Below are 20,396 nucleotides of genomic sequence, written 5' to 3' on the forward strand. Positions count from 1 at the left end.
TTTCTGCAAGGCGTTCAGGACGCGGCGGCCAGCGCCACGTCGAGATCGGCGATCAGGTCGTCGATGTGTTCGATGCCGACCGACAGGCGAACCGTGTCCTCGGTCACGCCGGCCTTGGCCAGCTCTTCGGGCGAGAGCTGGCGGTGCGTGGTCGAGGCCGGGTGCGTGGCCAGCGAACGCACGTCGCCGATGTTCACCAGTCGCGTGAACAGCTTGAGCGCATCGAGGAACTTCGCCCCACCCTCGCGGCCGCTGCCGATGCCGAAGGTCAGCACGCCGCTGGACTTGCCACCGAAGTACTTTTTGGCCAACGCGTGGTCGGGGTGGTCTTCGAGCGCCGCGTAGTTGACCCAGTTCACGGCCTTGTGCGTCTTCAGGTGCTGCGCCACCGCGAGCGCATTGCTGCTGATGCGGTCCATGCGCAGCGCCAGCGTCTCGATGCCCTGCAGGATCAGGAAGGCGTTGAACGGCGAGATGGCCGCGCCGGTATTGCGCAGCGGCACCACGCGTGCGCGGCCGATGTAGGCGGCCGGGCCCAGCGCTTCGGTGTAGACCACGCCGTGGTAGCTCACGTCGGGCTCGTTCAGGCGCTTGAAGCGCTGCTTGTGCTCGGCCCACGGGAACTTGCCTGAATCGACGATGGCGCCGCCAATGCTGGTGCCGTGGCCGCCCAGGTACTTGGTGAGCGAGTGCACGACGATGTCGGCACCGTGCTCGATGGGCCGGCTCAGGTAAGGCGAAGGCACGGTGTTGTCGACGATCAGCGGCACGCCGTGGCGGTGCGCGATCTCGGCAATGGCCGCGATGTCGGTCACGTTGCCGGCCGGGTTGCCCAGCGACTCGACGAACACGGCCTTGGTCTTCTCGTCGAACAGCTTCTCGAAGCTGCTCGGATCGCGATGGTCCGCAAAGCGCGTGGTAATGCCGAACTGCGGCAGCGTGTGCGCGAACAGGTTGTAGGTGCCGCCATACAGCGCGGTGCTGCTGATGATGTTGTCGCCGGCCTCGGCGATGGTCTGGATCGCGTAGGTCACCGCCGCCTGGCCCGAGGCCAGTGCCAACGCCGCAATGCCGCCTTCGAGCGCAGCCACGCGCTGCTCCAGCACGTCCTGCGTCGGGTTGTTGATGCGGGTGTAGATGTTGCCCGGCACCTTCAGGTCGAACAGATCGGCGCCGTGCTGCGCGCTGTCGAAGGCGTAGGCCACCGTCTGGTAGATCGGCGGCGCGACGGCGCGCGTGGTCGGCTCGGGCGAGTAGCCGGCATGCACCGACAAGGTTTCGAATTTCCAGTTCTGCGACATACAACTGCCTTTCAGGGTTGGAGAAAAAGAAAGAGAAAGAAGGAGAAAAAAATCAGATGGCCCAGCGCAGCGCATGTGCCGGCGTGCCGAGCCAGCCCGTGCCGGCGCTGCCCGCCTCGGGCTCGTCGGGCTTCTGCAGCACGCGGTCGAGGATGCGTTTCTCGATGGCCGCGAAGGCCGGGTCACCTTGCGAGCGCGGACGGGCCAGTGCAATGTTTTCGTCGAGCGCGATGCGGCCGTCTTCGATCAGGATCACGCGGTCGGCCAGCGCCACGGCTTCCTGCACGTCGTGTGTCACCAGCAGCGCGGTGAAGCGATGGCGCTGCCACAGGTTCTCGATGAGGCGATGCATCTCGATGCGCGTGAGTGCATCGAGCGCACCGAGCGGCTCGTCGAGCAGCAACAGGCGCGGGTGATGCACCAGTGCCCGTGCAAGCGCCACGCGCTGGCGCTGACCGCCCGACAGGCGCGCCGGCCATTCGTTCTCGCGGTCGGCCAGGCCGACCTGCGCCAGCACTTCCTTGCCGCGCGCCTTGGCATCGCCCGGCAGGCCGAGTGTCACGTTGTCGAGCACGCGGCGCCAGGGCAGGAGGCGCGCTTCCTGGAACATGATCCGCGTGTCGTCGTGCAGGCCGTGCACGGCCTTGCCGTCGGTATAGAGCCCACCGGACGATGCCTCTTCGAGGCCCGCGATGAGCCGCAGCAGCGTGCTCTTGCCGCAACCGCTGCGCCCGACGATGGCGATGAACTGGCCCGGCTCGATGGTGAGCCTGGTGTTGCGCAACACTTCGCGCGCGCCATAGCGCTTGTGCAGGCCGCGCGCCTCCAGGCGCACGCCACCCGCGATGGCCTGGGGTTGCTGGATATCTTTCAGAACGGCACTCATGGGTCAGGCTCCGGGTTTGAAAAGCGCCACGTTCAGCGCATCGATTTTTCTGGGCAGCAACTTCTCGGCGAAGAAGGCATTGGCAATGCGTTGCTGCTCGGCCAGCCCTTCGGCCACGACCGGGCGCACCGCATAGCTGCGGCGGCTGTTGACCTGCTCGATGGTCGCGGCGTCCAGGCCCCAGACGGGTGCCAGCAGCACGGCCGCTTCCTTCGGGTTCTGCTTGACCCACTGGCCGGTCTTCTCCAACTGGGCGTAGACCACGCGCAGCACGTCGGGCCGCGCCTTCGCGAACTTGCTACCGGCGAGGTAGTAGCGCTGGTACGAGGCGATGCCCGTACCGTCGGCCAGCACGCGGACCTTCGACTGGCCCGGCTGGCGTTGTGCAGCGGAAAGGAACGGGTCCCACACCACCCAGGCGTCGATCGCGCCCTTCTCGAAGGCGGCGCGGCCATCGGCGGGCGTGAGGTACGCGGGCTCGATGTCCTTGAACGACAAGCCCGCCTTGTCGAGCGCGGCGATCAGCAGGTAGTGCACGCCGGCCGCCTTGGCAAAGCCGATCTTCTTGCCCTTGAGGTCGGCCACCGAGCGGATCGACGAGTCTTCGCGCACCACGATGGCTTGCGCGGCGGGCGACGGCGCCTCTTGCGCGACGAAGGTCAGGTCGGCACCGGCAGCCTGCGCGAACACGGGCACGGTGTCGGCCACATCGGCGCTGATGTCGAGGTTGTCGAGGTTCAGCGCTTCGAGCAGCGGCAGGCCGCTGGTGAACTCATGCCAGCTCAGCATGGCATTGAGCGGCGCGAGCTGCTTTTCGAGCGTGCCCTGCACCTTCAGCACCGCGATCAGCGTGGAAGACTTCTGGTAGCCGAGCCGCACGGTCACGGGTCGCGTGGCGGAACCTTGTGCCAGCACGGTGCCCGCGCCCGCAACACCCAGCGCGCCCAGCGTGGCGATGGCCGTGCGTCGCGAAATGGCGTGGTTCATCATGTGCCCTGCCCTCACTTCGGCTTGCGCTGGTAGCCGGGGTGCCAGCGCAGCCACCATTGCTCCAGTCCGCGCGCGAACAGGTCGGAGAGCTTGCCGAGCAGCGCATACAGCAGGATGCCCACCAGCACGATGTCGGTCTGCAGGAACTCGCGAGCGTTCATCGTCAAGTAGCCGATGCCGGCCTGCGCCGAGATGGTCTCGGCCACGATCAGGATCACCCACATCAGGCCCAGCGAAAAGCGCAGGCCCACCAGGATCGACGACAGCGCACCCGGCAGGATCACCTCGCGATACAGCTGCCATCGCGACAGGCCGTAGGTACGCCCCATCTCGATGAGCTGCGGGTCGACGTTGCGGATGCCGTGGAAGGTGTTCAGGTAGATCGGGAAGAACACCGACACCGAGATCAGGAACAGCTTGGCCGATTCGTCGATGCCGAACCACAGGATCACGAGCGGAATCAACGCCAGCGCGGGGATGTTGCGCACCATCTGGATGGTCGAGTCGAGCAGCGTCTCGGCGAACTTCACCGAGCCGGTCAGCAGGCCCAGCGCCAGCCCGGCGCCGCCGCCGATGGCCAGGCCCGCGAGCGCGCGGCCGGCGCTGACCTTGACGTGCGTCCACAGCTCGCCGGACACAGTGAGCGTCCACGCGGCCTTGACCACATCGATGGGCGCCGGCAGCACGCGCGTCGACAGCCAGCCGAGCGACGAAGCGATCTGCCAGAACACGATGAGCCCCACGGGCACGAGCCAGGGAACGAGGCGGCCCGCGAGGTTGAGGCCGAAGGCCTTCAGCGCGTTACCGGGCGCAGCACCGGAATCGGTCGGAGCCACCGGAAGCTCCTGCACTTGTTCAGTCATGGGCGTCCTTCAGCTTTGAGAAACAAGGCGCGACGGCGCATCGAGATTGGCGACGACCTCGCCGAACGGGCCGCTCAGCGAGCCCCCGGCCAGACGCGCCTGCGCCTTGCGCGAGAGCAGCGGGAACACCAGCTCGGCGAATCGGTACGCCTCTTCCAGATGCGGGTAGCCCGAGAGGATGAATTTGTCGAGGCCGAGCGCCGCGTACTCCTCGATGCGTGCTGCGACGGTCTTCGCATCGCCCACCAGTGCGGTACCGGCACCGCCGCGCACGAGACCCACGCCGGCCCACAGGTTCGGCGAGATCTCCAGCTCGGCGCGCGAGCGCTTCGCACCGCCGGCATGCAGCGCGGCCATGCGGCGCTGGCCTTCGGAGTCCATGCGCGCGAAGGCGGCCTGGGCGCGAATGACGGTCTCGTCGTCCACGCGGCTGATGAGTTCTTCGGCCGCCTTCCAGGCGGCGTCTTCGGTCTCGCGCACGATCACATGCAGGCGGATGCCGAACTCGACGCGGCGGCCCTGCTTCTCGGCACGGGGACGCACGTCGGCGATCTTCTTCGCCACTTCGGCGGGCGGTTCGCCCCAGGTGAGGTACGCATCGACCTGCTCGGCCGCGAGGTCGTGCGCCGCGGCCGACGAGCCGCCGAACCACACGGGCGGGTGCGGCTTCTGCACCGGCGGATACAGCAGCTTGGCGCCCCTCACGCTCAGGTGCTTGCCGTCGTAGTCGAAGGCCTGCCCGTCATGGCTGCGCGCGATGATCTCGCGCCAAATGCGGATGAACTCGGCCGACTGCTCGTAGCGCGCAGCGTGGGCTAGGTACACACCGTCGCCTTCGAGTTCGGCCTGGTCGCCGCCGGTCACGAGGTTCACCAGCAGGCGCCCGCCCGAGAGCCGGTCGAACGTGGCGGCCATGCGCGCGGCCAGGCTGGGCTGGTGCAGGCCGGGCCGCACCGCGACCAGGAACTTGAGCTTCTTCGTCGAGCCGATCAGGCTCGATGCGATGACCCATGGGTCTTCGCAAGAACGGCCCGTGGGAATCAGCACGCCTTCGTAGCCGAGGTTGTCGGCCGCCCCCGCGATCTGCTGCAGGTAGGCCAGGTCGATGGGGCGCGCACCTTCGCTCGTGCCAAGGTAGCGGCTGTCGCCGTGCGTGGGGAGAAACCAGAAGATCTGCATCACGCGATCCCTGCGCCAGCGGCTTCGAGCACGTTGATCTTTTTCGGGATCAGCTTCAGCTCGAAGAAGGTGTCGGCGATCTTCTGCTGCTCGGCCAGGATGGCCTTGGTGATCGGGCTCGTGCCGTAGTTCACGCGGCCCACCGACAGTTCGGCCACCGGCTTGGGCAGGCCCCAGAGCTTGGCCAGCTCGCCCGCGTATTCGCTCTTGTTGGCGGCGCCCCAGACGTCGATCTTGTTGAGCTCTTCGATGGCGATGGCGAGCACGTCGGCGTTCTTTGCCACGTAGTCGAGCGACGAGAAGTAGTAGGCGCGGTTGCCAACGACGCCGGTGGCGTCGGCCAGCACGCGCGCTTCCAGCGCTTTTTCGGCCGCGGCGAGGAACGGGTCCCAGATGACCCAGGCGTCGACTGAGCCCTTCTCGAAGGCGGCGCGCGCATCGGCGGGCGGCAGGTAGACCAGGTTCAGGTCGCTGTACGAAAGGCCGTGCTTCTCGAACAGCTTGACGATGAAGTAATGAACATTCGAGCCCTTGTTGAGCGCGATCTTCTTGCCCTTCAGTTCCGCCACGGTCTTGATGGCCGAGCCCTTGGGCACGAGCACCGCCTCGGACTGCGGACGCGTCACCGTGGCCGCCACATAGGCCAGCGGCGCACCGGCAGCCTGCGCAAAGATGGGCGGCGCTTCGCCGACATCACCGAAGTCGATGGAGCCGACGTTGAGGGCTTCGAGCTGCACGGGGCCGGCGGTGAACTCGGTCCACTTGACCGTCACGCCGAGCGGCGCGAGCCGCTTTTCCAGCGTGCCACGGCCCTTGAGGATGCTGAGCGGCCCCTTCTGGTGGCCGATGCGAAGCTGCCGCGCGGGTGCCTGCGCCAGTGCGGCGAACGAGGAAGGCAGCGCGATGGCGGCGGCAACGCCCTGGATCAGGCGGCGGCGGGGAGCAGAAATCAGTGTCATGGCGATCGGTGTTCGTGTGGAGGGGCCGCGCAAGTCAGGCGGCGGAAATGAAGCTCACGATCAGCGCGATCGCGCTGACGACGACGGCACTCACGGCGAGGTCGCCCAGCGCGTGCCAGAGGGAACGCGGTGTCGTGTCGAGCACGGAGTCTTCGGTGGCAACGGGGGTCATGCGTGGATTCCTCGGTGTTGCAAAACGTCAGGCAAAGGCTGTCCCCGGCCGCGCACAGGCGGCTTCGAAAAATCGGGAACAGGGATGGGTCTGGAGTCTGGATGAGGCCGGTTCGATGAGGAACCCGGCCGTCAGACGCTACATCGCACGCGCGAAAACGGCACCGGCTCGAAGCCGTGTGTGGCAGGCAGCTTCAGGCCTTCGGTGGCGAGCACCTCGACGGCCTCGTTGAGCCGCTCGGCCAGGTCGTTGTGCACCTGGTAGGCGTTCTCGGGCGTCAGCGCAATCTGCGAATCGCTGGCGTAGACGCCCGGCAGGATGTGGCGCGCCGACAGCGACTGCAGCACGGGCCGCAGCGCGTAGTCGAGCGCGAGCATGTGGTGCGGGCTGCCGCCGGTGGCCAGCGGCAGCACGGTCTTGCCCTTGAGCGCGTTCTGCGCGAGCAGGTCGAGAAAGACCTTCAGCACACCGCTGTAGGCCGCCTTGTAGACCGGCGTGGCCACCACGATCACGCGCGCCGCCGCCACCTGGGCAACGGCACGCTCGATGGCCGGGTGGCTCCACTCGGCCAGCAGCAGCGCCTGCGCCGGCAGATCGCGGATCGCGAGCCGCTCGATCTGCGCATGGCGTTTGGCCAGCCGCTCGCCCACGGCCTCGAGCAAGGCGGTGGAACGGGACGGGGCCGAGGGGCTGCCGGCAATCAGGAGAACGGACACGGAAGGCTTTCGTTTTTCTTCAGGAATTCAGGGCGAAACAGTCCATGACGCCCGTCGAACGGGCGCCATGCGCTATCGGCTGGACAGCGGACCGGACTGCTTACTTCTGCTTGGCGGTATAGATCTGGTCGAAGGAGCCGCCATCGGCGAAGTGCTCCTTGTCGGCCTTCGCCCAGCCACCGAAGGCCTGGTCGATGGTCACCAGCGTCAGCTTGGGGAACTGCTTGTCGTACTTGGCCTTCGCCTTGTCGGAGGTCGGGCGGTAGAAGTTGCGACCGGCGATGTCCTGGCCTTCGTCCGAGTACAGGTACTTCAGGTATTCCTCGGCCACGGCACGCGTGCCCTTCTTGTCGACGACCTTGTCGACCACCGCCACGCTGGGCTCGGCCAGGATGGAGATGGAAGGCACGACGATCTCGAACTTCTCGGGGCCGAATTCCTTCAGCGCCAGGAAGGCTTCGTTTTCCCAGGCCAGCAGCACGTCGCCCACGCCGCGCTGCACGAAGGTGATGGTCGCGCCGCGCGCGCCGGTGTCGAGCACGGGCACGTTCTTGAACAGGTTGCCGATGTATTCCTTGGCCTTGGCATCGCCGCCGTACTTGCGCTTGGCGAATTCCCAGGCGGCAAGGTAGTTCCAGCGGGCGCCGCCCGAGGTCTTGGGGTTGGGAGTGATCACCTGCACGCCGGGCTTGACGAGGTCATCCCAGTCTTTCAGGCCCTTGGGGTTGCCCTTCTTCACCAGGAACACGATGGTCGAGGTGTAGGGCGCGGAGTTGTGCGGCAGGCGCTTTTGCCAGTCGGCCTTGACGAGGCCGCCGTGCGTGACGAGCGCATCGATGTCGCCGCCGAGCGCCAGCGTGGCCACGTCGGCGTCGATGCCGTCGATGATCGAGCGGGCCTGCTTGCCCGAGCCGCCGTGCGATTGCTTGACCGTCACGTCCTGGCCGGTCTTGGCCTTCCAGTACTTGGCGAAGGCCTGGTTGTAGTCCACGTACAGCTCGCGCGTCGGGTCGTACGACACGTTCAGCAGCGTCACGGGCGCCGCGCCGCCTTGGGCAAACGTCGGCAACGCCGACAGGGCCATGGCACCGGCCACGCCGGCACCCAGGGAAAGCTTGATAAAGTCGCGGCGAAGGCTCATGGTGTCTTGCTCTAAAAAGGCATATCAATGAAGCTGCGTATTCTCAATACGACATATAGAAACTGGAACGACCAAGTTTTCAGTTCTAAATAGCGAAATCAACTAAGCAACACGCTTACCCCCACAAGAGGCAAAAAATGGCACGCATGGTTCAGTGCATCAAGCTCGGCAAAGAGGCCGAAGGGCTCGACTTCCCGCCCTACCCTGGCGACCTGGGCAAGCGCCTGTGGGAAAACGTCAGCAAGGAAGCCTGGGCCGCCTGGCTCAAGCAGCAAACGATGCTGGTCAATGAAAACCGGCTGAATCTGGCCGACCTGCGCGCCCGCCAGTACTTGGCCCGCCAGATGGAAAAGCACTTCTTCGGCGAAGGCGCCGACGTGGCGCAAGGCTACGTCCCTCCCTCGAACTGAGTCCGCCTTGGCGGCCGAGCCCGTCGCCTGGCGCGCCGACGGCGTGCCCCGCAGCGAACGCTTCGACGACATCTATCACACCGAAACCGGGGCACTTGCGCAATCGCGCCATGTGTTCCTGGGCGGCTGCGGGCTGCCCGCGGCCTGGGCCGGACGCCCGCAATGGCGGATTCTCGAAACCGGCTTCGGCCTGGGCCTCAATTTCCTGACAACCTGGCAGGCCTGGCGTGCGGACGCCGGCCGTCCGCGGATGCTGCACTTCGTCTCGGTCGAGGCGCACCCGGTCGCGCCTGAAGACCTGCTGCGCGCCGCCGGGGCCTATGCCGAGCTGCTGCCGCTGGCCGAGGAACTGGTCGCGCAATGGCATGGGCTGCTGCCCGGCTTTCACCGGCTGGCCTTCGACGGGGGCCGCGTGCTGCTCACGCTGTGCATCGGCGATGTGCAGGCGATGCTGCGCGCGCAGCGTTTCGAGGCCGACAGCATCTTCCTGGACGGCTTCAACCCGCAGCAGAACCCGGCCATGTGGTCGCCCGACACGCTGAAGGCGGTGTCGCGCTTTGCCCGCCAGGGTACCGGGCTGGCCACCTGGACCTTTGCGCGCGCGGTGCGCGATGCGCTGCAGCAGAACGGCTTTCAGCTTGAAAGGCGCCCCGGCCTGCCGCCCAAGCGCGATTGCCTGGGCGGCGTGTTTGCGCCTGCGTGGACAGTGCGACGGCGCGGGCCTGCAGCCGAGCATGTAGCGGCGCCCGGGCACTGCGCCGTGATCGGTGCCGGCCTCGCGGGGGCTGCCGTGGCGGCCAGCCTCGCGCGGCGCGGATGGCGGGTCACCGTGCTCGATGCGGCCGACCACCCAGCCTCGGGCGCTTCGGGCCTGCCGGTGGGCATGCTGGCGCCCCATGTCTCGCCAGACGACGCGCTGCTGTCGCGTCTGACGCGCGCCGGCATCCGCGCCACATGGCAGGAACTCGCACGCCTGCTCGAAGAAGGCCGCGACTGGCGTGCCAGCGGCGTGCTGGAGCGTCGCCCCGATGGCGATGCGCGCGTGCCTGCCGGCTGGAGCGACAGCGGCCCCAATGAATCGTGGCCCGCAAGCCCGGCGCAGCTGGCAGCCGTCGATTTGCCTGCCGATACGCCAGCGCTCTGGCACGCGCGTGCTGCATGGGTGAAACCCCGTCGCTTGATCGATGCGTGGCTGGGCGAACCCGGCATCACATTCCGTGGCAGCACCCTGGTGGCACGCCTCACGCACAGCGCCACAGGCTGGCAACTCTTCGACGCAGCAGACAAACTGTTGGCGGAAGCAGACCGCGTCGTCATCGCCGCAGGCTTCGAGTCGGGCCGCTTCGCCCCCGAACTCCCGTTGCAACCCGTGCGCGGTCAGGTCGCCTGGGGGCGCATGACGGCCGAAGCCGCGCTGCCCACCACGCCACTCAACGGCGACGGCCATCTGATCGCCCACGTCCCCCATAACGAAAGCACCGAAGGCGCCCCGCTCTGGCTGGCCGGCGCCACCTTCGACCGAGACAGCACGAACCTCGCACCAAAGCCCGAAGACGCCGCGGCAAACCGCGAACGCCTCGCCCACCTGCACCCCGCCGCGGCCGCCTCGTTGGCGCCGGCGTTCGCGCGCGGCGAAGTCAACGCCTGGGTCGGCGTGCGCTGTGCCTCGGGCGACCGCCGGCCGCTGATCGGCCCGTTGGGTGCCGATGCCAACGGCCCCTGGGCCTGCACCGCCCTGGGCTCGCGCGGCCTGAGCTTTGCCGCGCTGTGCGCCGAGCTGCTCGCGGCGCAATGGCATGGCGAACCACTGCCCTTGCCCGCAACGCTGGCCAAGGCGCTCGGCACGCAGCGGCTCTGAACGATCGCTTCAGGCTGCGCCCGCGGCCCGATACGCCATCAGCAGCGCCATGCAAACCACCAGCACGAGGAAGTACTTGCGCAGCGCGCGTTCTTCCAGCCCTGTGGCAAGCCGGGCCCCCAGCGCCGTGCCGATCCACAACCCGATCACGACAAACCCCAGCAGCCCCCACGGCAATCCGTTCGCCAGGCTGGCATAGACGAACACCGCCGGCAGTGCGAGCGGCAACGCGTTGATGGCAAGGCTGACCGCCTGCGCCCGGTGCTGCGAGTAATGCAGCGCCACCGTCAGCAGCGCGGTAATGGCCAGCCCGCCGCCAATGCCGAGCAGGCCCGACGAAGCACCCGCCACCACGCCCACCGCCAGCAATGCAGGCATCGAACCGCGCGGCTCGTCAGGCAACGCAATGCCCACACCGGCCGCGTGCGAAGACAGCGACTTCAGCACGACCAGCGCCGCCAGCACCAGCAGGTAGCCGACGAACATCCACCGCAAGGCCGCATCGCCCACGCCATGCGCACCGCGCGCGCCCAGGTAAGCGCCGCCCAGAAAACCCAGCGAGATCCAGACCACCGTGCGCCACGACGCACCGTGCCCCGACACCCGATAGCGCAGGAACCCCGCCAGACTGGTCGGCACCAGTTGCGCCGCGAGCGAGATGCCTTGCGCATCGTGCTGCCCCAGGCCCGGCATGAGCGCCAGCGCGGGCACCAGCGCACCGCCCGGGCTCACGCCCAGCAAGCCGGCCACCGCGCCCGAGAAGACACCGATCGCCAGACCGCCCAGCACCCGGACGAGGTCGAACGATTCGGTCATGCGCCGGCTACGCTCCGGCCTGGCCCGAAGGCGCCAGCATGTGATCGATGCGGCTGTCTCCATAGGTGCGCACCACCTCGGAGATCACCACCTTGTACCCATCGAGCCAGTTCGCCTGCGCGGCCTTGGCCTGCTGGTGCACCGGATGGCGGATCAGCGCCTGCAGGCTGTCGAGCGAATCCCAGTAGTACACGTTCGACACCAGCCCGTTGCCGGTGTTCTCCCATGTCTCTTCGCCCAGGTAGCCGAGCAGCGACTTCGCGGCCGCGGCGATGGCCTGGTCGAGGCGATGGAACTCGTCGTCGAACTGCTTCTTGGCGAAGATGAAGGTGGCGGAAAACATGGCGGCCGGAATCTCCTGCATGAAAGAAGACGGCCCGAAAGATCGGGCGGGCGCCGATTCTGCGGCATCGGGCCGCCGCAAGCCACCACTTGTCTTGTGAACGCGTGAGAATGCAGCGCATGGCCATCCAGTACGACATCACACACACCACCGTCTACCGCTACAAGAAGCCGGTCACCTTCGGCTTGCACCGCGTGATGTTCCGACCACGCGACAGCCACGACCTGCGCGTGCTGGCCACCGACCTGCAGGTGAGCCCGCAGGCCTTCACGCGGCTCATTCAAGACCCGCATTCCAACTCCGTGGCGCTGGTGCAGCCGATGGGCGAGGCCACCGAGCTGCGCATCACCTGCTCCTTCACCATCGAGCATGTGCCCGCGCAGCAAGACCAGCTGGCGCTCGATCCGGCCGCCGAGTTCTTGCCCTTTGCCTATTCGGTGCAGGAGCGCCTCGACCTCGAGCACTACCTGCGCCCGCACCACGACGACGACAACCAGGGCACGCTGATCCGCTGGGCCCACCAGTTCCTGCACACCGACCAGCCGAACAGCACGCGCGAAGTGCTCACGCGCATGAACGCGCACATCGGCCAGAGCCTGGAATACAAGGCACGCGACGAGGAAGGCACGCAGACGCCGCTTGCCACGCTGGCCCTGGGCAGCGGCAGTTGCCGCGACTACGCGCTGCTGATGATGGAAGCCGCGCGCCGCCTGGGCATCGCGACGCGCTTCGTCTCCGGCTATCTCTACGACGCCGCGCTCGACCGCGCCAACCAGACCGCCGGCGAATCGATGACCGGTGCCGGCACCACCCACGCCTGGCTGCAGGCCTACCTGCCTGGCGTCGGCTGGCTGGCGTTCGACCCCACCAACAACCTGATGGGCAGCGGCCAGCTGATCCGCGTCGGCGTCACGCGCGACCCCGCGCAGGCGGCGCCGATCTCGGGCAGTTGGTATGGCGACGCCGAGGCGTACGAGGGCCTCGAAGCCACGGTGGTCGTCACACGCCGCGGTGCCGGCGGTGCGACCGGGCCATGACGACATCGCAGAAAACGCCGTGGCTGTTGCGCCCCGCCCGCGCCGAAGAGGCCGCGCGGCTGAGCGACATCGCCTTGGCTTCCAAAGCCCATTGGCCGTACCCCGCCGCACAGCTGGAGCGCTGGCGCGGCGACCTGACGGTCGAGCCAGCGCAGCTCGATGAACGCTATGCGCGCGTGGCCGAAGTCGACGGTGAGGTGGCGGGCTTCGTCATCATCGTGCCGCCGCAGGCCGATGCGAATGCCGAGTGGCTGCTCGACCACCTCTGGGTCGTTTCGGCCCACATGGGCCGCGGCATCGGCCGCGCGCTGCTGATGGCCGCCCGGCAGCTCGCGGCCGCGCAAGGCGCCAGCACCTTGCACATCGACGCCGACCCGTACGCCGAAGCCTTCTACCAGGCCTTCGGCGCGCAACGCATCGGCGCCATCGCGGCGCCCATCGAGGGCCAGCCCGAACGCCAGCGGCCGCAGATGCGGCTCACGACCGGCTGACCGGCACGGCTGCCCGCGCCGCGGCCAGCTTCGCTTCGAGTTCCGCCACGAGCGCCCTCGCCTCGTCGCCCTCGGGAATGTCGCGGCCGCTGTCGCGCCACGTAACGGCGCTCTTGAAACCCTCGGCCTCCGCCTGCCGACGAAACCACATGCCCTCGGGGTTGTGGCGCGTGATGCCGTCGAACACGGTGGCGAACATCTGGCTTTGCTCCAGCCCCATCGAATGCCACACCTGGTTGACGACGAGCTTGTGCATCATCAGGTGCGAACGTGGCACGCCCGCGATGCGCTGCGCCAGCTTCAGCGTGGCGTCGTCGAGTTGCGCGGCGGGCACCGAGAAGTTGGCAAGGCCCCATTCGGCCGCCTGCGTGCCGGCGATGGTGTCGCCCGTGAACATGAGCTGCTTGGCGCGCAGGGCGCCCAGGCGGTAGGTCCACATCGCGGTGGTCGGGCAGCCCCACACGCGCGTGGGCATGTAGCCGATGCGCGCGTCGTCGGCCATGGTCAGCAGGTCGCAGCACAGCGCGATGTCGCTGCCGCCGGCCACCGCGTAGCCGTGTACCTTGGCGATGGTCGGCTTGTTGCAGCGCCACAGGGCCATGAAGTCGTCGGTGTTGCGCTTCATGGCGGCGTAGTCGAGCATCGGGTCCCACGGCGTCTTCTCTTGCCGGCAGGGGTGGTCGCCCTTCCCCTCTCGGCCGTGGCCTTCGGCGTAGTCGCCCAGGTCGTAGCCGGCGCAGAAGGCGCGGCCCGCGCCCTCGACCACGATCACATGCACTTCGTCGTCGGCCTCTGCCCATTCGACCGCGCGGCGGATCTCGGAAGGCGTGGTCTCGCCGATGGCATTGAGCTTCTCGGGCCGGTTGAGCACGAGGCGTGCGATGCGCGGGTGTTGCGGGTCCTTGTCGATCAGGACGGTGTCGAAAGCGGGCATGTCTCTTGTCTCCTGTTGTGGGGTCGCGCTGCTCTTGTAGCATCGACAGTCATTCGCAGGCAAACCATCTACAGCAGCCCATGATCGCGAAATTCAGGATCTCCGAAGACGACTACGCCGCAGCGATGAAGACCTTCGCGCGGATGACCCGGGCGCGCTGGGCGCTGCTGGCCGGCCTGGCGGTGCTGGTGATGGTTGGCGCGTTGCTCAGCGGTCCCGCGATGTGGCCCATTGCTCTGGGCGGATTGGGTGGCGGCGTCGGCGTGATCCTGATTGCCCTTGTCGTTGCACCAGTGATGGCCCGTCGCCACTATCGAAAGTACAAGGCCATGCATTCGGAATTCGGTGCCGAGCTGCTCGCCAGCGGCCTGCGCCTGAGCTCCCCGCATGGCGAAGGCACCATCGTCTGGGAGAACATCCTGAAGTGGCGGCAGAACGACCGCTTCGTGCTGATCTACCCGATGCCCCGCATCTTTCACATCCTGCCCAAGTCGGTGGCCGAGCAGGGCTTCGATCTGCAGGGGCTCATCGCGCAACTAAAGCAGCGCGTCGGCCCCGAGGCCTGAACCGAACGAAGCGGCTCAGCCGCCCAACGCACCACCGAGCTGAAAGCGGAACACCGCGCCCTTGTCCGCCTGCTGCACGAGCCTGATGTCGCTGTCGTGCAGCTGCAGGATGCGCTTGACGATCACCAGGCCCAGGCCGCCGCTGCTGGCGCTGTCGGTGCGCGAGCCGCTCATGAACACGGGGCGCATGAACAACGCCTTCTGCAGTTCACCCGGAATGCCCGGCCCCGTGTCGCTCACCTGCACTGCCACGCCGCCGTTCTGGGCACGCAACTGCACCTCGATCTGGCCGCCTGCCGGCGTGTGACGGATCGCGTTGTCCAGCAGGTTGGTCAGCACGCGCTCGATCATGCCGAGGTCGGCCGACACCACCGGCAGGCCCGGCGCGATGTCGGGCTTCAGCTGCTGGTGGCGCGCCTCGGCCGCCAGCTCGAACTTCTGGAACACGTCCTGCACAAGATCGGCCAGCGCAAAGCTTTCCTTCTCGGGCTTGACCACGCCGTATTCGAGCCGCGCCAGCTCGAACACCTCTTGCGCCAGGCGCCCGACCTTGCGGCTCTGGCCGAGTGCGATCTCCAGGTAGCGGCGTCGCTCTTCCTCGCTCAGCGTGCCGGCCTTGAGCAGCAGCGTTTCAAGATACCCATGCAGTGACGTGAGCGGCGTGCGCAGGTCGTGCGAGATGTTGGCGAAGAGCTCGCGGCGCTGCTGGTCCTGCAGCGTGAGTTCGCGCCATTGCTCGGCGATGCGGCGCGTCATCTGCGTGAAGGCTTCGCCCAGTTGGGCGATTTCGTCATTGCCGCGCGACAGCCGCTCCAGCCGGGGCGTTTCGTGCTCCAGCGATGCGATGCCTTCGGTCTCGAAGCGCTTGACCGCCGCCGTCAGCTCGCGCAGCGGCCGGGTGATGAGCCGGAAGGCCGCCAGCCCCGCGAGCAGACCCAGCAATGCCACCAGCCCCATCGACCAGAGCGTGGTGCGCAGCACGTTGTTGGCTGCAACGTTGGCGGCCAGCGCGTCGTGGTCTTCGCCCTGCAGCACCACGTAGACAAAGCCGGCATCGCGCCCATCGACACGCAGGGGCGCCACGCTGAACACCTTGCCGGCGCCACCCTCGCCGCGCGGATCGTCGCCCAGCACCGGCAGCGGCGCGCCCCCGAGCAAGCGGCGGATCGGCGCAAGATCGACCTTGTCGTGCTTCAGGTGGCCGGGCGGTGCCGCCTGCGCCGCGATGCGGCCCTCGGGGTCGAGCAGGTAGACCTCGACGCTGGGGTTCACGGCCATCAGCTTGTCGAACAGGTCCTTCACCGCGTCCTGGTTGAGGCCGCCGGGCCGCATCAGCTCGGAGTTGCCCGCGATGTGCGCCGCCAGGCCGCTCGACAGCCGCTGGATCACTTCCTGCTCGTGCTGCCCGTTGGCGCGCATCTGCAGCCATGCCGACGCGCCGCAGCAGGCCAGCAGCAGCACCGCGAACACCGCGGACAGCCGCCGCGACAGCGTGGCCCAGGCCATCATGCGGCGCCCTCCTCGCCGGTCCCAGTGGCCGACAGCTTGTAGCCTCGCCCCCAGACCGTCAGGATGCGGCGCGGTTCGGCCGGGTCGGCCTCGACCTTGGTGCGCAGCCGGTTGATGTGCGTGTTGACCGTGTGCTCGTAGCCGTCGTGCTGGTAGCCCCAGACCTGGTTGAGCAGGTCGAGCCGCGAGAACACCTTGCCCGGATGCCTTGCGAAGAAGTACAGCAAGTCGAACTCGCGCGGCGTGAGTTCGATGAGCTTGCCTTCGACGCGCACCTCGCGCGCCAGCGGCTCGATGTCCAGGTTGCCCAGCGTGAGGCTGCCCGACTCCATGCGCGCATTGCGTGCCAGCGCGTCGGTGCGCCGCAGCAGCGCCTTCACCCGCGCCACCAGCTCCAGCACCGAGAAAGGCTTGGCGAGGTAATCGTCGGCGCCCAACTCCAGCCCGAGGATGCGGTGCACTTCGCTCGACCGCGCGCTGATGATGATGATCGGCGTGTAGCGGGCCATGGCGCGGGCGCGGCGGCAGATTTCGAGGCCGTCGATGCCGGGCAGCATCAGGTCGAGCACCAGCGCGTCCCAGTTGCCGCGCTCCAGTTCGCGCAGGCCGGCGTGGCCGTCGGCGGCGTGTTCCACCCCATAGCCTTCGTCGCGCAGGTGCATGCGCAGCAGTTCGGCAATGTGGGCGTCGTCTTCGACGATCAGCACGCGCTTGGGGGTGTCCATGGCGCCGATTGTCCCGCGATACGGGTTTTGGAGTTATCACGATTAATTGAACTTTGCGTGATGAATCGGCCATGGGGTGCGCCCAACAATCCGCCCCATGAACAGCACCGCCATCGCAAGCACCGCACCCGATGCCCGCCCCATCCACCCGCTGTGGATGCGCATCACGCACTGGCTGAACGCGCTGGCCGTGCTGATCCTGGTCACGAGCGGCTGGCGCATCTACGACGCGTCGCCCTTCTTCCCGTTCACCATCCCGACCGTGATCACGCTCGGCGGCTGGCTCGGCGGTGCGCTGCAGTGGCACTTTGCCGCCATGTGGCTGCTGGTCTTCAACGGCTTCGTGTACCTGGCCATCAACATCGCCAGCGGCCGGTTCGCGGCCAAGTTCTTCCCGGTCACGCCGGCGGGCATCTGGCACGACGCGCTGGCGGCACTGAAGGGCCAGCTCTCGCATGCCGACCCGCGCCGCTACAACAGCGTGCAGCGCCTGGCCTACCTGTTCGTGATGCTCGACCTGATCGTGATCGTGCTGTCGGGCCTGGTGCTGTGGAAGTCGGTGCAGTTCGCCGTGCTGCGCGACCTGCTCGGCGGCTACGAGTTTGCGCGTCGCATCCACTTCTTTGCCATGGCCGCCATCGTCGCCTTCGTGGCGCTGCACCTTGTGATGGTGGCGCTGGTTCCCCGCACCCTGCTGACCATGATCCGCGGCCGCGCGCCCAAAGCCCGATGAAAATCTTCAAAGCCCCCTCCCTGACCGGCATCGACGGCGACGCCGTGGTGCGCGAAGCCCGCTCGCTGATTGCGAAGAAGCTCGACCAGCCCGCGCGCCGCGCCTTCTTGCAGCGCTCGCTGACGCTGGGTGGCCTGTCGCTGCTCACGGGCTGCAGCATCAGCGACGAGAGCCACGTCGAAGCGGCGCTGACGAAGATCTCGCGCTTCAACGACAAGGTGCAGGGCCTCATCTTCAGCCCCACGCAGCTTGCGCCGACCTACGCTGAATCGGAAATCACGCGCCCCTTTCCGTTCAATGCCTACTACGGCGAGGACGAGGTCCGCGAGGTGGACGAAGCCAGCTACAAGCTCGAAGTGACCGGCATGGTCGCCGACAAGCGCAGCTGGACGCTGCCCGAGCTGCGCGCCATGCCGCAGCACGACCAGATCACGCGGCACATCTGCGTGGAAGGCTGGAGCGCCATCGGCAAATGGGGCGGCGTGCGCTTTGCCGACTTCCTGCGCCACATCGGCACCGACACCACGGCCAAGTACGTCGGCTTCAAGTGCGCCGACGACTACTACACCAGCATCGACATGCCCACCGCGCTGCACCCGCAGACGCTGCTGACGCTGACCTACGACGGCCAGCCCTTGCCGCCCAAGTACGGCTTTCCGATGAAGCTGCGCATGCCCACCAAGCTTGGCTACAAGAACCCGAAACACATCAAGGCGATTTTCGTCACCAACACCTATCCCGGTGGCTACTGGGAAGACCAGGGCTACAACTGGTTCGGAGGGAGCTGAGCGGCTGCCGCAGCCGCTCGACTGCCGATGAAAGTGCGAGGCCGCGTTCCCTGGAACCGCGCCATTTTTTGAAAACGAAACCTCAACTGGAAGACTTCAAATGAACAAGCTCACCGCAACCCTGCTCGCAACCTGCATGGCCTTCGCTGGCGCCTCGGCCTTCGCTGCCGACGAGATGGCGAAAGACGGCATGGCCAAGGACTCGATGTCCAAGGACGGCATGAAGAAAGACGCCATGGCGAAGGACGGCATGGCCAAGGACGGCATGAAGAAGGACTCGATGGCCAAGGATTCGATGTCGAAGGACGGCATGAAGAAGGACGCCATGGCCAAGGACAGCATGGGCAAGGACGAGATGAAGAAGTAAGCGCCGGGCGCTTTCCTCTTTCTTCTTCCCCCGCCTCTGCCTTGCAAGCCATGCGCCGCCCGCTGCGACCCGCACCGAAGGAGCCTTCGTGATCCTGTTCGTGCTGTCGTTCCTGAGCGGCGCGCTCACCATCTTCGCGCCCTGCATCCTGCCCATCGTGCCCTTTGTGTTCGCGCGGGTCGACCAGCCCTTTGCGCCCAGCGGCCTGCCGCTGCTGGCGGGCATGGCGCTCACCTTCGCCGCCGTGGCCAGCCTCGCGGCGGTCGGGGGCGCATGGGCGGTGCATGCCAACGAAATCGGCCGCTACCTCGCGATGGCGATGCTGGCACTGCTCGGCCTCACGCTGCTGGCACCGCGCCTTTCGGCACGGCTTGCGCAGCCGCTGGTGGCGTTGGGGGCGCGGCTGTCCGATGCGGCCGATCGCAAGGCACGGCGCGCACCGGCGTCCCCTGTTCCTTCTTTCATCCTCGGCATCGCCACCGGCCTGCTGTGGGCACCCTGCGCCGGCCCGGTGCTGGGCCTCGTGCTGGCCGGTGCCGCGATCCACGGCGCCAGCGTGCAGACCTCATTGCTGCTGCTGGCCTATGCAGCCGGCGCGGCCAGTTCGCTCGCCCTCGCCCTGTGGACCGGCGGCCGGCTGTTCGCGGCCATGAAGCGCTCGCTGGGCGTCGGCGAATGGGTGCGCAAGGGCCTGGGCGTGGCGGTGCTCGCGGGCGTGGGTGCCGTGGCCCTCGGGCTCGACACGGGCCTGCTGGCGCAATGGTCGTCCGGCGACGGCGGCACTGGCCTGGAGCAGCGCCTGCTCGAACGCTTTCACCCACAGCAGCCGCCATTGACGCCCGGCAGGTTTGGCGTCAACGTCTCGTCAACCGGTTTCGCGACCGACACCTCTCTCAAGGAGACCCCATGAAATCCTTCGCACTCACCGCAGGCACGCTCGCCGCCGCGCTGCTGGTCTGGCATGCCGTGCCCTCGTTCGCCGAAACGGCCCGCCGCGTGCCCGCGCCCACCGTCGACCTTGTGGCCCCGCCGACCGCGAGGACCGAAACCGCGGTGTTCGCCGGCGGCTGCTTCTGGGGCGTGCAGGGCGTGTTCCAGCGCGTCAAGGGCGTGAGCAACGCGGTGTCGGGCTATGCCGGCGGCGACGCAAAAACGGCGCGCTACGACGAAGTCGGCTCGGGCAGCACCGGCCATGCCGAATCGGTGCGCATCACCTACGACCCGCAGCAGGTCAGCTACGGCAAGCTGCTGCAGATCTACTTCTCGGTGGCGCACGACCCGACCGAACTCAACCGCCAGGGGCCCGACAGCGGCACGCAGTACCGCTCGACGGTGTTCGCCGAAAACGCCGAACAGGCCCGCGTTGCCAGGGACTACATCGCGCAGCTCAACCAGGCCAAGACTTTCGGCAAGCCGCTCGCGACCACCGTCGAGATGTCCAAGCCCTTCTATGCGGCCGAGGACTACCACCAGGACTACCTGACGCTGCACCCCAACCAGCCCTACATCGCGATCAACGACCTGCCGAAGATCGATGACCTGAAGAAGCTCTTCCCCGAAAGCTACAAGGCCACGCCGTCATTGGTGCGCGCGGCCAAGGCCAGCTGAGTAG

At 67.5% G+C, this 20,396-nt stretch carries 23 protein-coding genes and 1 pseudogene; 10 read left to right on the forward strand and 14 right to left on the reverse strand.

What is annotated here, in order from left to right:
• Positions 1-14 precede the first annotated feature (14 nt).
• The 9 genes from BLQ28_RS14650 to BLQ28_RS14685 form a co-directional block, all read right to left on the reverse strand.
• Positions 15-1,301 (reverse strand): O-acetylhomoserine aminocarboxypropyltransferase/cysteine synthase family protein, encoded by a 1,287-nt coding sequence (locus BLQ28_RS14650; protein WP_093240467.1) that lies wholly within the window; start codon positions 1,299-1,301, stop codon positions 15-17.
• 52 nt (positions 1,302-1,353) lie between these two features.
• Positions 1,354-2,187 carry an ATP-binding cassette domain-containing protein gene (locus BLQ28_RS14655; RefSeq protein ID WP_093240469.1) on the reverse strand — a complete coding sequence of 278 codons (834 nt, stop codon included), beginning with the start codon at positions 2,185-2,187 and terminating at the stop codon, positions 1,354-1,356.
• 3 nt (positions 2,188-2,190) lie between these two features.
• The gene (locus BLQ28_RS14660; protein ID WP_093241699.1) at positions 2,191-3,174 is read right to left on the reverse strand and encodes an aliphatic sulfonate ABC transporter substrate-binding protein; all 984 of its coding nucleotides are present in this window, start codon (positions 3,172-3,174) and stop codon (positions 2,191-2,193) included.
• Positions 3,175-3,188: 14 nt separating this feature from the next.
• Complete coding sequence (gene ssuC, locus BLQ28_RS14665; protein ID WP_093240471.1) at positions 3,189-4,040, reverse strand: aliphatic sulfonate ABC transporter permease SsuC; 852 nt, start codon at positions 4,038-4,040, stop codon at positions 3,189-3,191.
• 9 nt (positions 4,041-4,049) lie between these two features.
• Positions 4,050-5,219 carry an FMNH2-dependent alkanesulfonate monooxygenase gene (gene ssuD, locus BLQ28_RS14670; RefSeq protein WP_093240473.1) on the reverse strand — a complete coding sequence of 390 codons (1,170 nt, stop codon included), beginning with the start codon at positions 5,217-5,219 and terminating at the stop codon, positions 4,050-4,052.
• Positions 5,219-6,178 (reverse strand): sulfonate ABC transporter substrate-binding protein, encoded by a 960-nt coding sequence (locus BLQ28_RS14675; protein ID WP_093240475.1) that lies wholly within the window; start codon positions 6,176-6,178, stop codon positions 5,219-5,221. The genes ssuD and BLQ28_RS14675 overlap by 1 nt, the downstream gene beginning before the upstream one ends.
• A 34-nt stretch (positions 6,179-6,212) precedes the next feature.
• A complete protein-coding gene (locus BLQ28_RS32990) occupies positions 6,213-6,350 on the reverse strand; it encodes a hypothetical protein (RefSeq protein WP_176801123.1) in 138 nt (45 codons plus the stop codon).
• Between the two features lie 131 nt (positions 6,351-6,481).
• Positions 6,482-7,066 (reverse strand): NADPH-dependent FMN reductase, encoded by a 585-nt coding sequence (ssuE, locus tag BLQ28_RS14680; protein ID WP_093240477.1) that lies wholly within the window; start codon positions 7,064-7,066, stop codon positions 6,482-6,484.
• 100 nt (positions 7,067-7,166) lie between these two features.
• On the reverse strand, positions 7,167-8,207 hold the full coding sequence (locus BLQ28_RS14685) for a sulfate ABC transporter substrate-binding protein (RefSeq protein WP_093240478.1): 1,041 nt from the start codon (positions 8,205-8,207) through the stop codon (positions 7,167-7,169).
• A 137-nt stretch (positions 8,208-8,344) separates the two neighbouring features.
• On the opposite strand from BLQ28_RS14685, the gene BLQ28_RS14690 reads away from it, so the two are divergent.
• Positions 8,345-8,617 (forward strand): oxidative damage protection protein, encoded by a 273-nt coding sequence (locus BLQ28_RS14690; protein ID WP_070060844.1) that lies wholly within the window; start codon positions 8,345-8,347, stop codon positions 8,615-8,617.
• A 7-nt stretch (positions 8,618-8,624) separates the two neighbouring features.
• Positions 8,625-10,475, forward strand: a complete 1,851-nt coding sequence (gene mnmC / locus BLQ28_RS14695; RefSeq protein ID WP_093240480.1) for a bifunctional tRNA (5-methylaminomethyl-2-thiouridine)(34)-methyltransferase MnmC2/FAD-dependent 5-carboxymethylaminomethyl-2-thiouridine(34) oxidoreductase MnmC1 — start codon at positions 8,625-8,627, stop codon at positions 10,473-10,475.
• A gap of 9 nt (positions 10,476-10,484) precedes the next feature.
• Here mnmC and BLQ28_RS14700 read toward each other — a convergent pair whose 3' ends face one another.
• On the reverse strand, positions 10,485-11,291 hold the full coding sequence (locus BLQ28_RS14700) for a sulfite exporter TauE/SafE family protein (protein ID WP_176801124.1): 807 nt from the start codon (positions 11,289-11,291) through the stop codon (positions 10,485-10,487).
• Positions 11,292-11,298: 7 nt separating this feature from the next.
• Positions 11,299-11,634: an antibiotic biosynthesis monooxygenase family protein gene (locus BLQ28_RS14705; RefSeq protein ID WP_093240484.1), complete on the reverse strand. Its 336-nt coding sequence runs from the start codon at positions 11,632-11,634 to the stop codon at positions 11,299-11,301.
• Positions 11,635-11,753: 119 nt separating this feature from the next.
• Between BLQ28_RS14705 and BLQ28_RS14710 the strand changes: the two genes are divergently transcribed.
• Together BLQ28_RS14710 and BLQ28_RS14715 are read left to right on the forward strand one after the other, a co-directional pair.
• The gene (locus tag BLQ28_RS14710; protein WP_256327297.1) at positions 11,754-12,671 is read left to right on the forward strand and encodes a transglutaminase family protein; all 918 of its coding nucleotides are present in this window, start codon (positions 11,754-11,756) and stop codon (positions 12,669-12,671) included.
• Positions 12,668-13,162: a GNAT family N-acetyltransferase gene (locus BLQ28_RS14715; protein WP_218121934.1), complete on the forward strand. Its 495-nt coding sequence runs from the start codon at positions 12,668-12,670 to the stop codon at positions 13,160-13,162. The genes BLQ28_RS14710 and BLQ28_RS14715 overlap by 4 nt, the downstream gene beginning before the upstream one ends.
• On the opposite strand, the gene BLQ28_RS14720 is transcribed toward BLQ28_RS14715, so the two are convergent.
• On the reverse strand, positions 13,149-14,096 hold the full coding sequence (locus BLQ28_RS14720) for a crotonase/enoyl-CoA hydratase family protein (RefSeq protein WP_093240489.1): 948 nt from the start codon (positions 14,094-14,096) through the stop codon (positions 13,149-13,151). The genes BLQ28_RS14715 and BLQ28_RS14720 overlap by 14 nt on opposite strands.
• Positions 14,097-14,176: 80 nt before the next feature.
• On the opposite strand from BLQ28_RS14720, the gene BLQ28_RS14725 reads away from it, so the two are divergent.
• The gene (locus BLQ28_RS14725; RefSeq protein ID WP_093240491.1) at positions 14,177-14,662 is read left to right on the forward strand and encodes a YcxB family protein; all 486 of its coding nucleotides are present in this window, start codon (positions 14,177-14,179) and stop codon (positions 14,660-14,662) included.
• Between the two features lie 15 nt (positions 14,663-14,677).
• Here the strand turns inward: BLQ28_RS14725 and BLQ28_RS14730 are convergent, their stop codons facing one another.
• Positions 14,678-16,171, reverse strand: coding sequence for a sensor histidine kinase (locus BLQ28_RS14730; protein WP_093240495.1), 1,494 nt, complete (start codon positions 16,169-16,171; stop codon positions 14,678-14,680).
• Positions 16,168-16,896 (reverse strand): response regulator transcription factor, encoded by a 729-nt coding sequence (locus BLQ28_RS14735; protein WP_093240496.1) that lies wholly within the window; start codon positions 16,894-16,896, stop codon positions 16,168-16,170. The genes BLQ28_RS14730 and BLQ28_RS14735 overlap by 4 nt, the downstream gene beginning before the upstream one ends.
• Positions 16,897-16,993: 97 nt before the next feature.
• Here BLQ28_RS14735 and BLQ28_RS14740 point away from each other — a divergent pair, with 97 nt between their 5' ends.
• The 5 genes and pseudogenes from BLQ28_RS14740 (at position 16,994) to msrA (ending at position 20,392) form a co-directional block, all read left to right on the forward strand.
• On the forward strand, positions 16,994-17,629 hold the full coding sequence (locus BLQ28_RS14740; protein ID WP_093240499.1) for a cytochrome b/b6 domain-containing protein: 636 nt from the start codon (positions 16,994-16,996) through the stop codon (positions 17,627-17,629).
• On the forward strand, positions 17,626-18,417 hold the full coding sequence (locus BLQ28_RS14745) for a molybdopterin-binding protein (RefSeq protein ID WP_093240501.1): 792 nt from the start codon (positions 17,626-17,628) through the stop codon (positions 18,415-18,417). The genes BLQ28_RS14740 and BLQ28_RS14745 overlap by 4 nt, the downstream gene beginning before the upstream one ends.
• A gap of 100 nt (positions 18,418-18,517) precedes the next feature.
• Entirely contained in the window at positions 18,518-18,784 is a 267-nt protein-coding gene (locus tag BLQ28_RS14750) for a pentapeptide MXKDX repeat protein (protein ID WP_093240504.1), read from the forward strand.
• Between the two features lie 88 nt (positions 18,785-18,872).
• Positions 18,873-19,595: pseudogene (locus BLQ28_RS14755) on the forward strand (cytochrome c biogenesis CcdA family protein); the annotation flags it as partial.
• Between the two features lie 95 nt (positions 19,596-19,690).
• Positions 19,691-20,392 carry a peptide-methionine (S)-S-oxide reductase MsrA gene (msrA, locus tag BLQ28_RS14760; RefSeq protein ID WP_093240508.1) on the forward strand — a complete coding sequence of 234 codons (702 nt, stop codon included), beginning with the start codon at positions 19,691-19,693 and terminating at the stop codon, positions 20,390-20,392.
• Positions 20,393-20,396: the final 4 nt, after the last annotated feature.

This window comes from Variovorax sp. EL159, assembly GCF_900100965.1.
In the GTDB taxonomy this organism is placed as follows: Bacteria; Pseudomonadota; Gammaproteobacteria; order Burkholderiales; family Burkholderiaceae_C; genus Variovorax.

What these genes read in the sequence shown, in the direction of transcription:
- BLQ28_RS14715 (WP_218121934.1), top strand. Translation starts at nt 12,668, where the DNA reads ATGACGACATCGCAGAAAACGCCGTGGCTGTTGCGCCCCGCCCGCGCC.
- BLQ28_RS14745 (WP_093240501.1), top strand. Translation starts at nt 17,626, where the DNA reads ATGAAAATCTTCAAAGCCCCCTCCCTGACCGGCATCGACGGCGACGCC.
- ssuD (WP_093240473.1), bottom strand. Translation starts at nt 5,219, where the DNA reads ATGCAGATCTTCTGGTTTCTCCCCACGCACGGCGACAGCCGCTACCTT.
- BLQ28_RS14735 (WP_093240496.1), bottom strand. Translation starts at nt 16,896, where the DNA reads ATGGACACCCCCAAGCGCGTGCTGATCGTCGAAGACGACGCCCACATT.
- BLQ28_RS14750 (WP_093240504.1), top strand. Translation starts at nt 18,518, where the DNA reads ATGAACAAGCTCACCGCAACCCTGCTCGCAACCTGCATGGCCTTCGCT.
- BLQ28_RS14705 (WP_093240484.1), bottom strand. Translation starts at nt 11,634, where the DNA reads ATGTTTTCCGCCACCTTCATCTTCGCCAAGAAGCAGTTCGACGACGAG.
- BLQ28_RS14685 (WP_093240478.1), bottom strand. Translation starts at nt 8,207, where the DNA reads ATGAGCCTTCGCCGCGACTTTATCAAGCTTTCCCTGGGTGCCGGCGTG.
- BLQ28_RS14730 (WP_093240495.1), bottom strand. Translation starts at nt 16,171, where the DNA reads ATGATGGCCTGGGCCACGCTGTCGCGGCGGCTGTCCGCGGTGTTCGCG.
- BLQ28_RS32990 (WP_176801123.1), bottom strand. Translation starts at nt 6,350, where the DNA reads ATGACCCCCGTTGCCACCGAAGACTCCGTGCTCGACACGACACCGCGT.
- BLQ28_RS14700 (WP_176801124.1), bottom strand. Translation starts at nt 11,291, where the DNA reads ATGACCGAATCGTTCGACCTCGTCCGGGTGCTGGGCGGTCTGGCGATC.
- msrA (WP_093240508.1), top strand. Translation starts at nt 19,691, where the DNA reads ATGAAATCCTTCGCACTCACCGCAGGCACGCTCGCCGCCGCGCTGCTG.
- BLQ28_RS14675 (WP_093240475.1), bottom strand. Translation starts at nt 6,178, where the DNA reads ATGACACTGATTTCTGCTCCCCGCCGCCGCCTGATCCAGGGCGTTGCC.
- ssuC (WP_093240471.1), bottom strand. Translation starts at nt 4,040, where the DNA reads ATGACTGAACAAGTGCAGGAGCTTCCGGTGGCTCCGACCGATTCCGGT.
- BLQ28_RS14660 (WP_093241699.1), bottom strand. Translation starts at nt 3,174, where the DNA reads ATGAACCACGCCATTTCGCGACGCACGGCCATCGCCACGCTGGGCGCG.
- BLQ28_RS14725 (WP_093240491.1), top strand. Translation starts at nt 14,177, where the DNA reads ATGATCGCGAAATTCAGGATCTCCGAAGACGACTACGCCGCAGCGATG.
- BLQ28_RS14710 (WP_256327297.1), top strand. Translation starts at nt 11,754, where the DNA reads ATGGCCATCCAGTACGACATCACACACACCACCGTCTACCGCTACAAG.
- BLQ28_RS14650 (WP_093240467.1), bottom strand. Translation starts at nt 1,301, where the DNA reads ATGTCGCAGAACTGGAAATTCGAAACCTTGTCGGTGCATGCCGGCTAC.
- BLQ28_RS14690 (WP_070060844.1), top strand. Translation starts at nt 8,345, where the DNA reads ATGGCACGCATGGTTCAGTGCATCAAGCTCGGCAAAGAGGCCGAAGGG.
- BLQ28_RS14740 (WP_093240499.1), top strand. Translation starts at nt 16,994, where the DNA reads ATGAACAGCACCGCCATCGCAAGCACCGCACCCGATGCCCGCCCCATC.
- BLQ28_RS14655 (WP_093240469.1), bottom strand. Translation starts at nt 2,187, where the DNA reads ATGAGTGCCGTTCTGAAAGATATCCAGCAACCCCAGGCCATCGCGGGT.
- BLQ28_RS14720 (WP_093240489.1), bottom strand. Translation starts at nt 14,096, where the DNA reads ATGCCCGCTTTCGACACCGTCCTGATCGACAAGGACCCGCAACACCCG.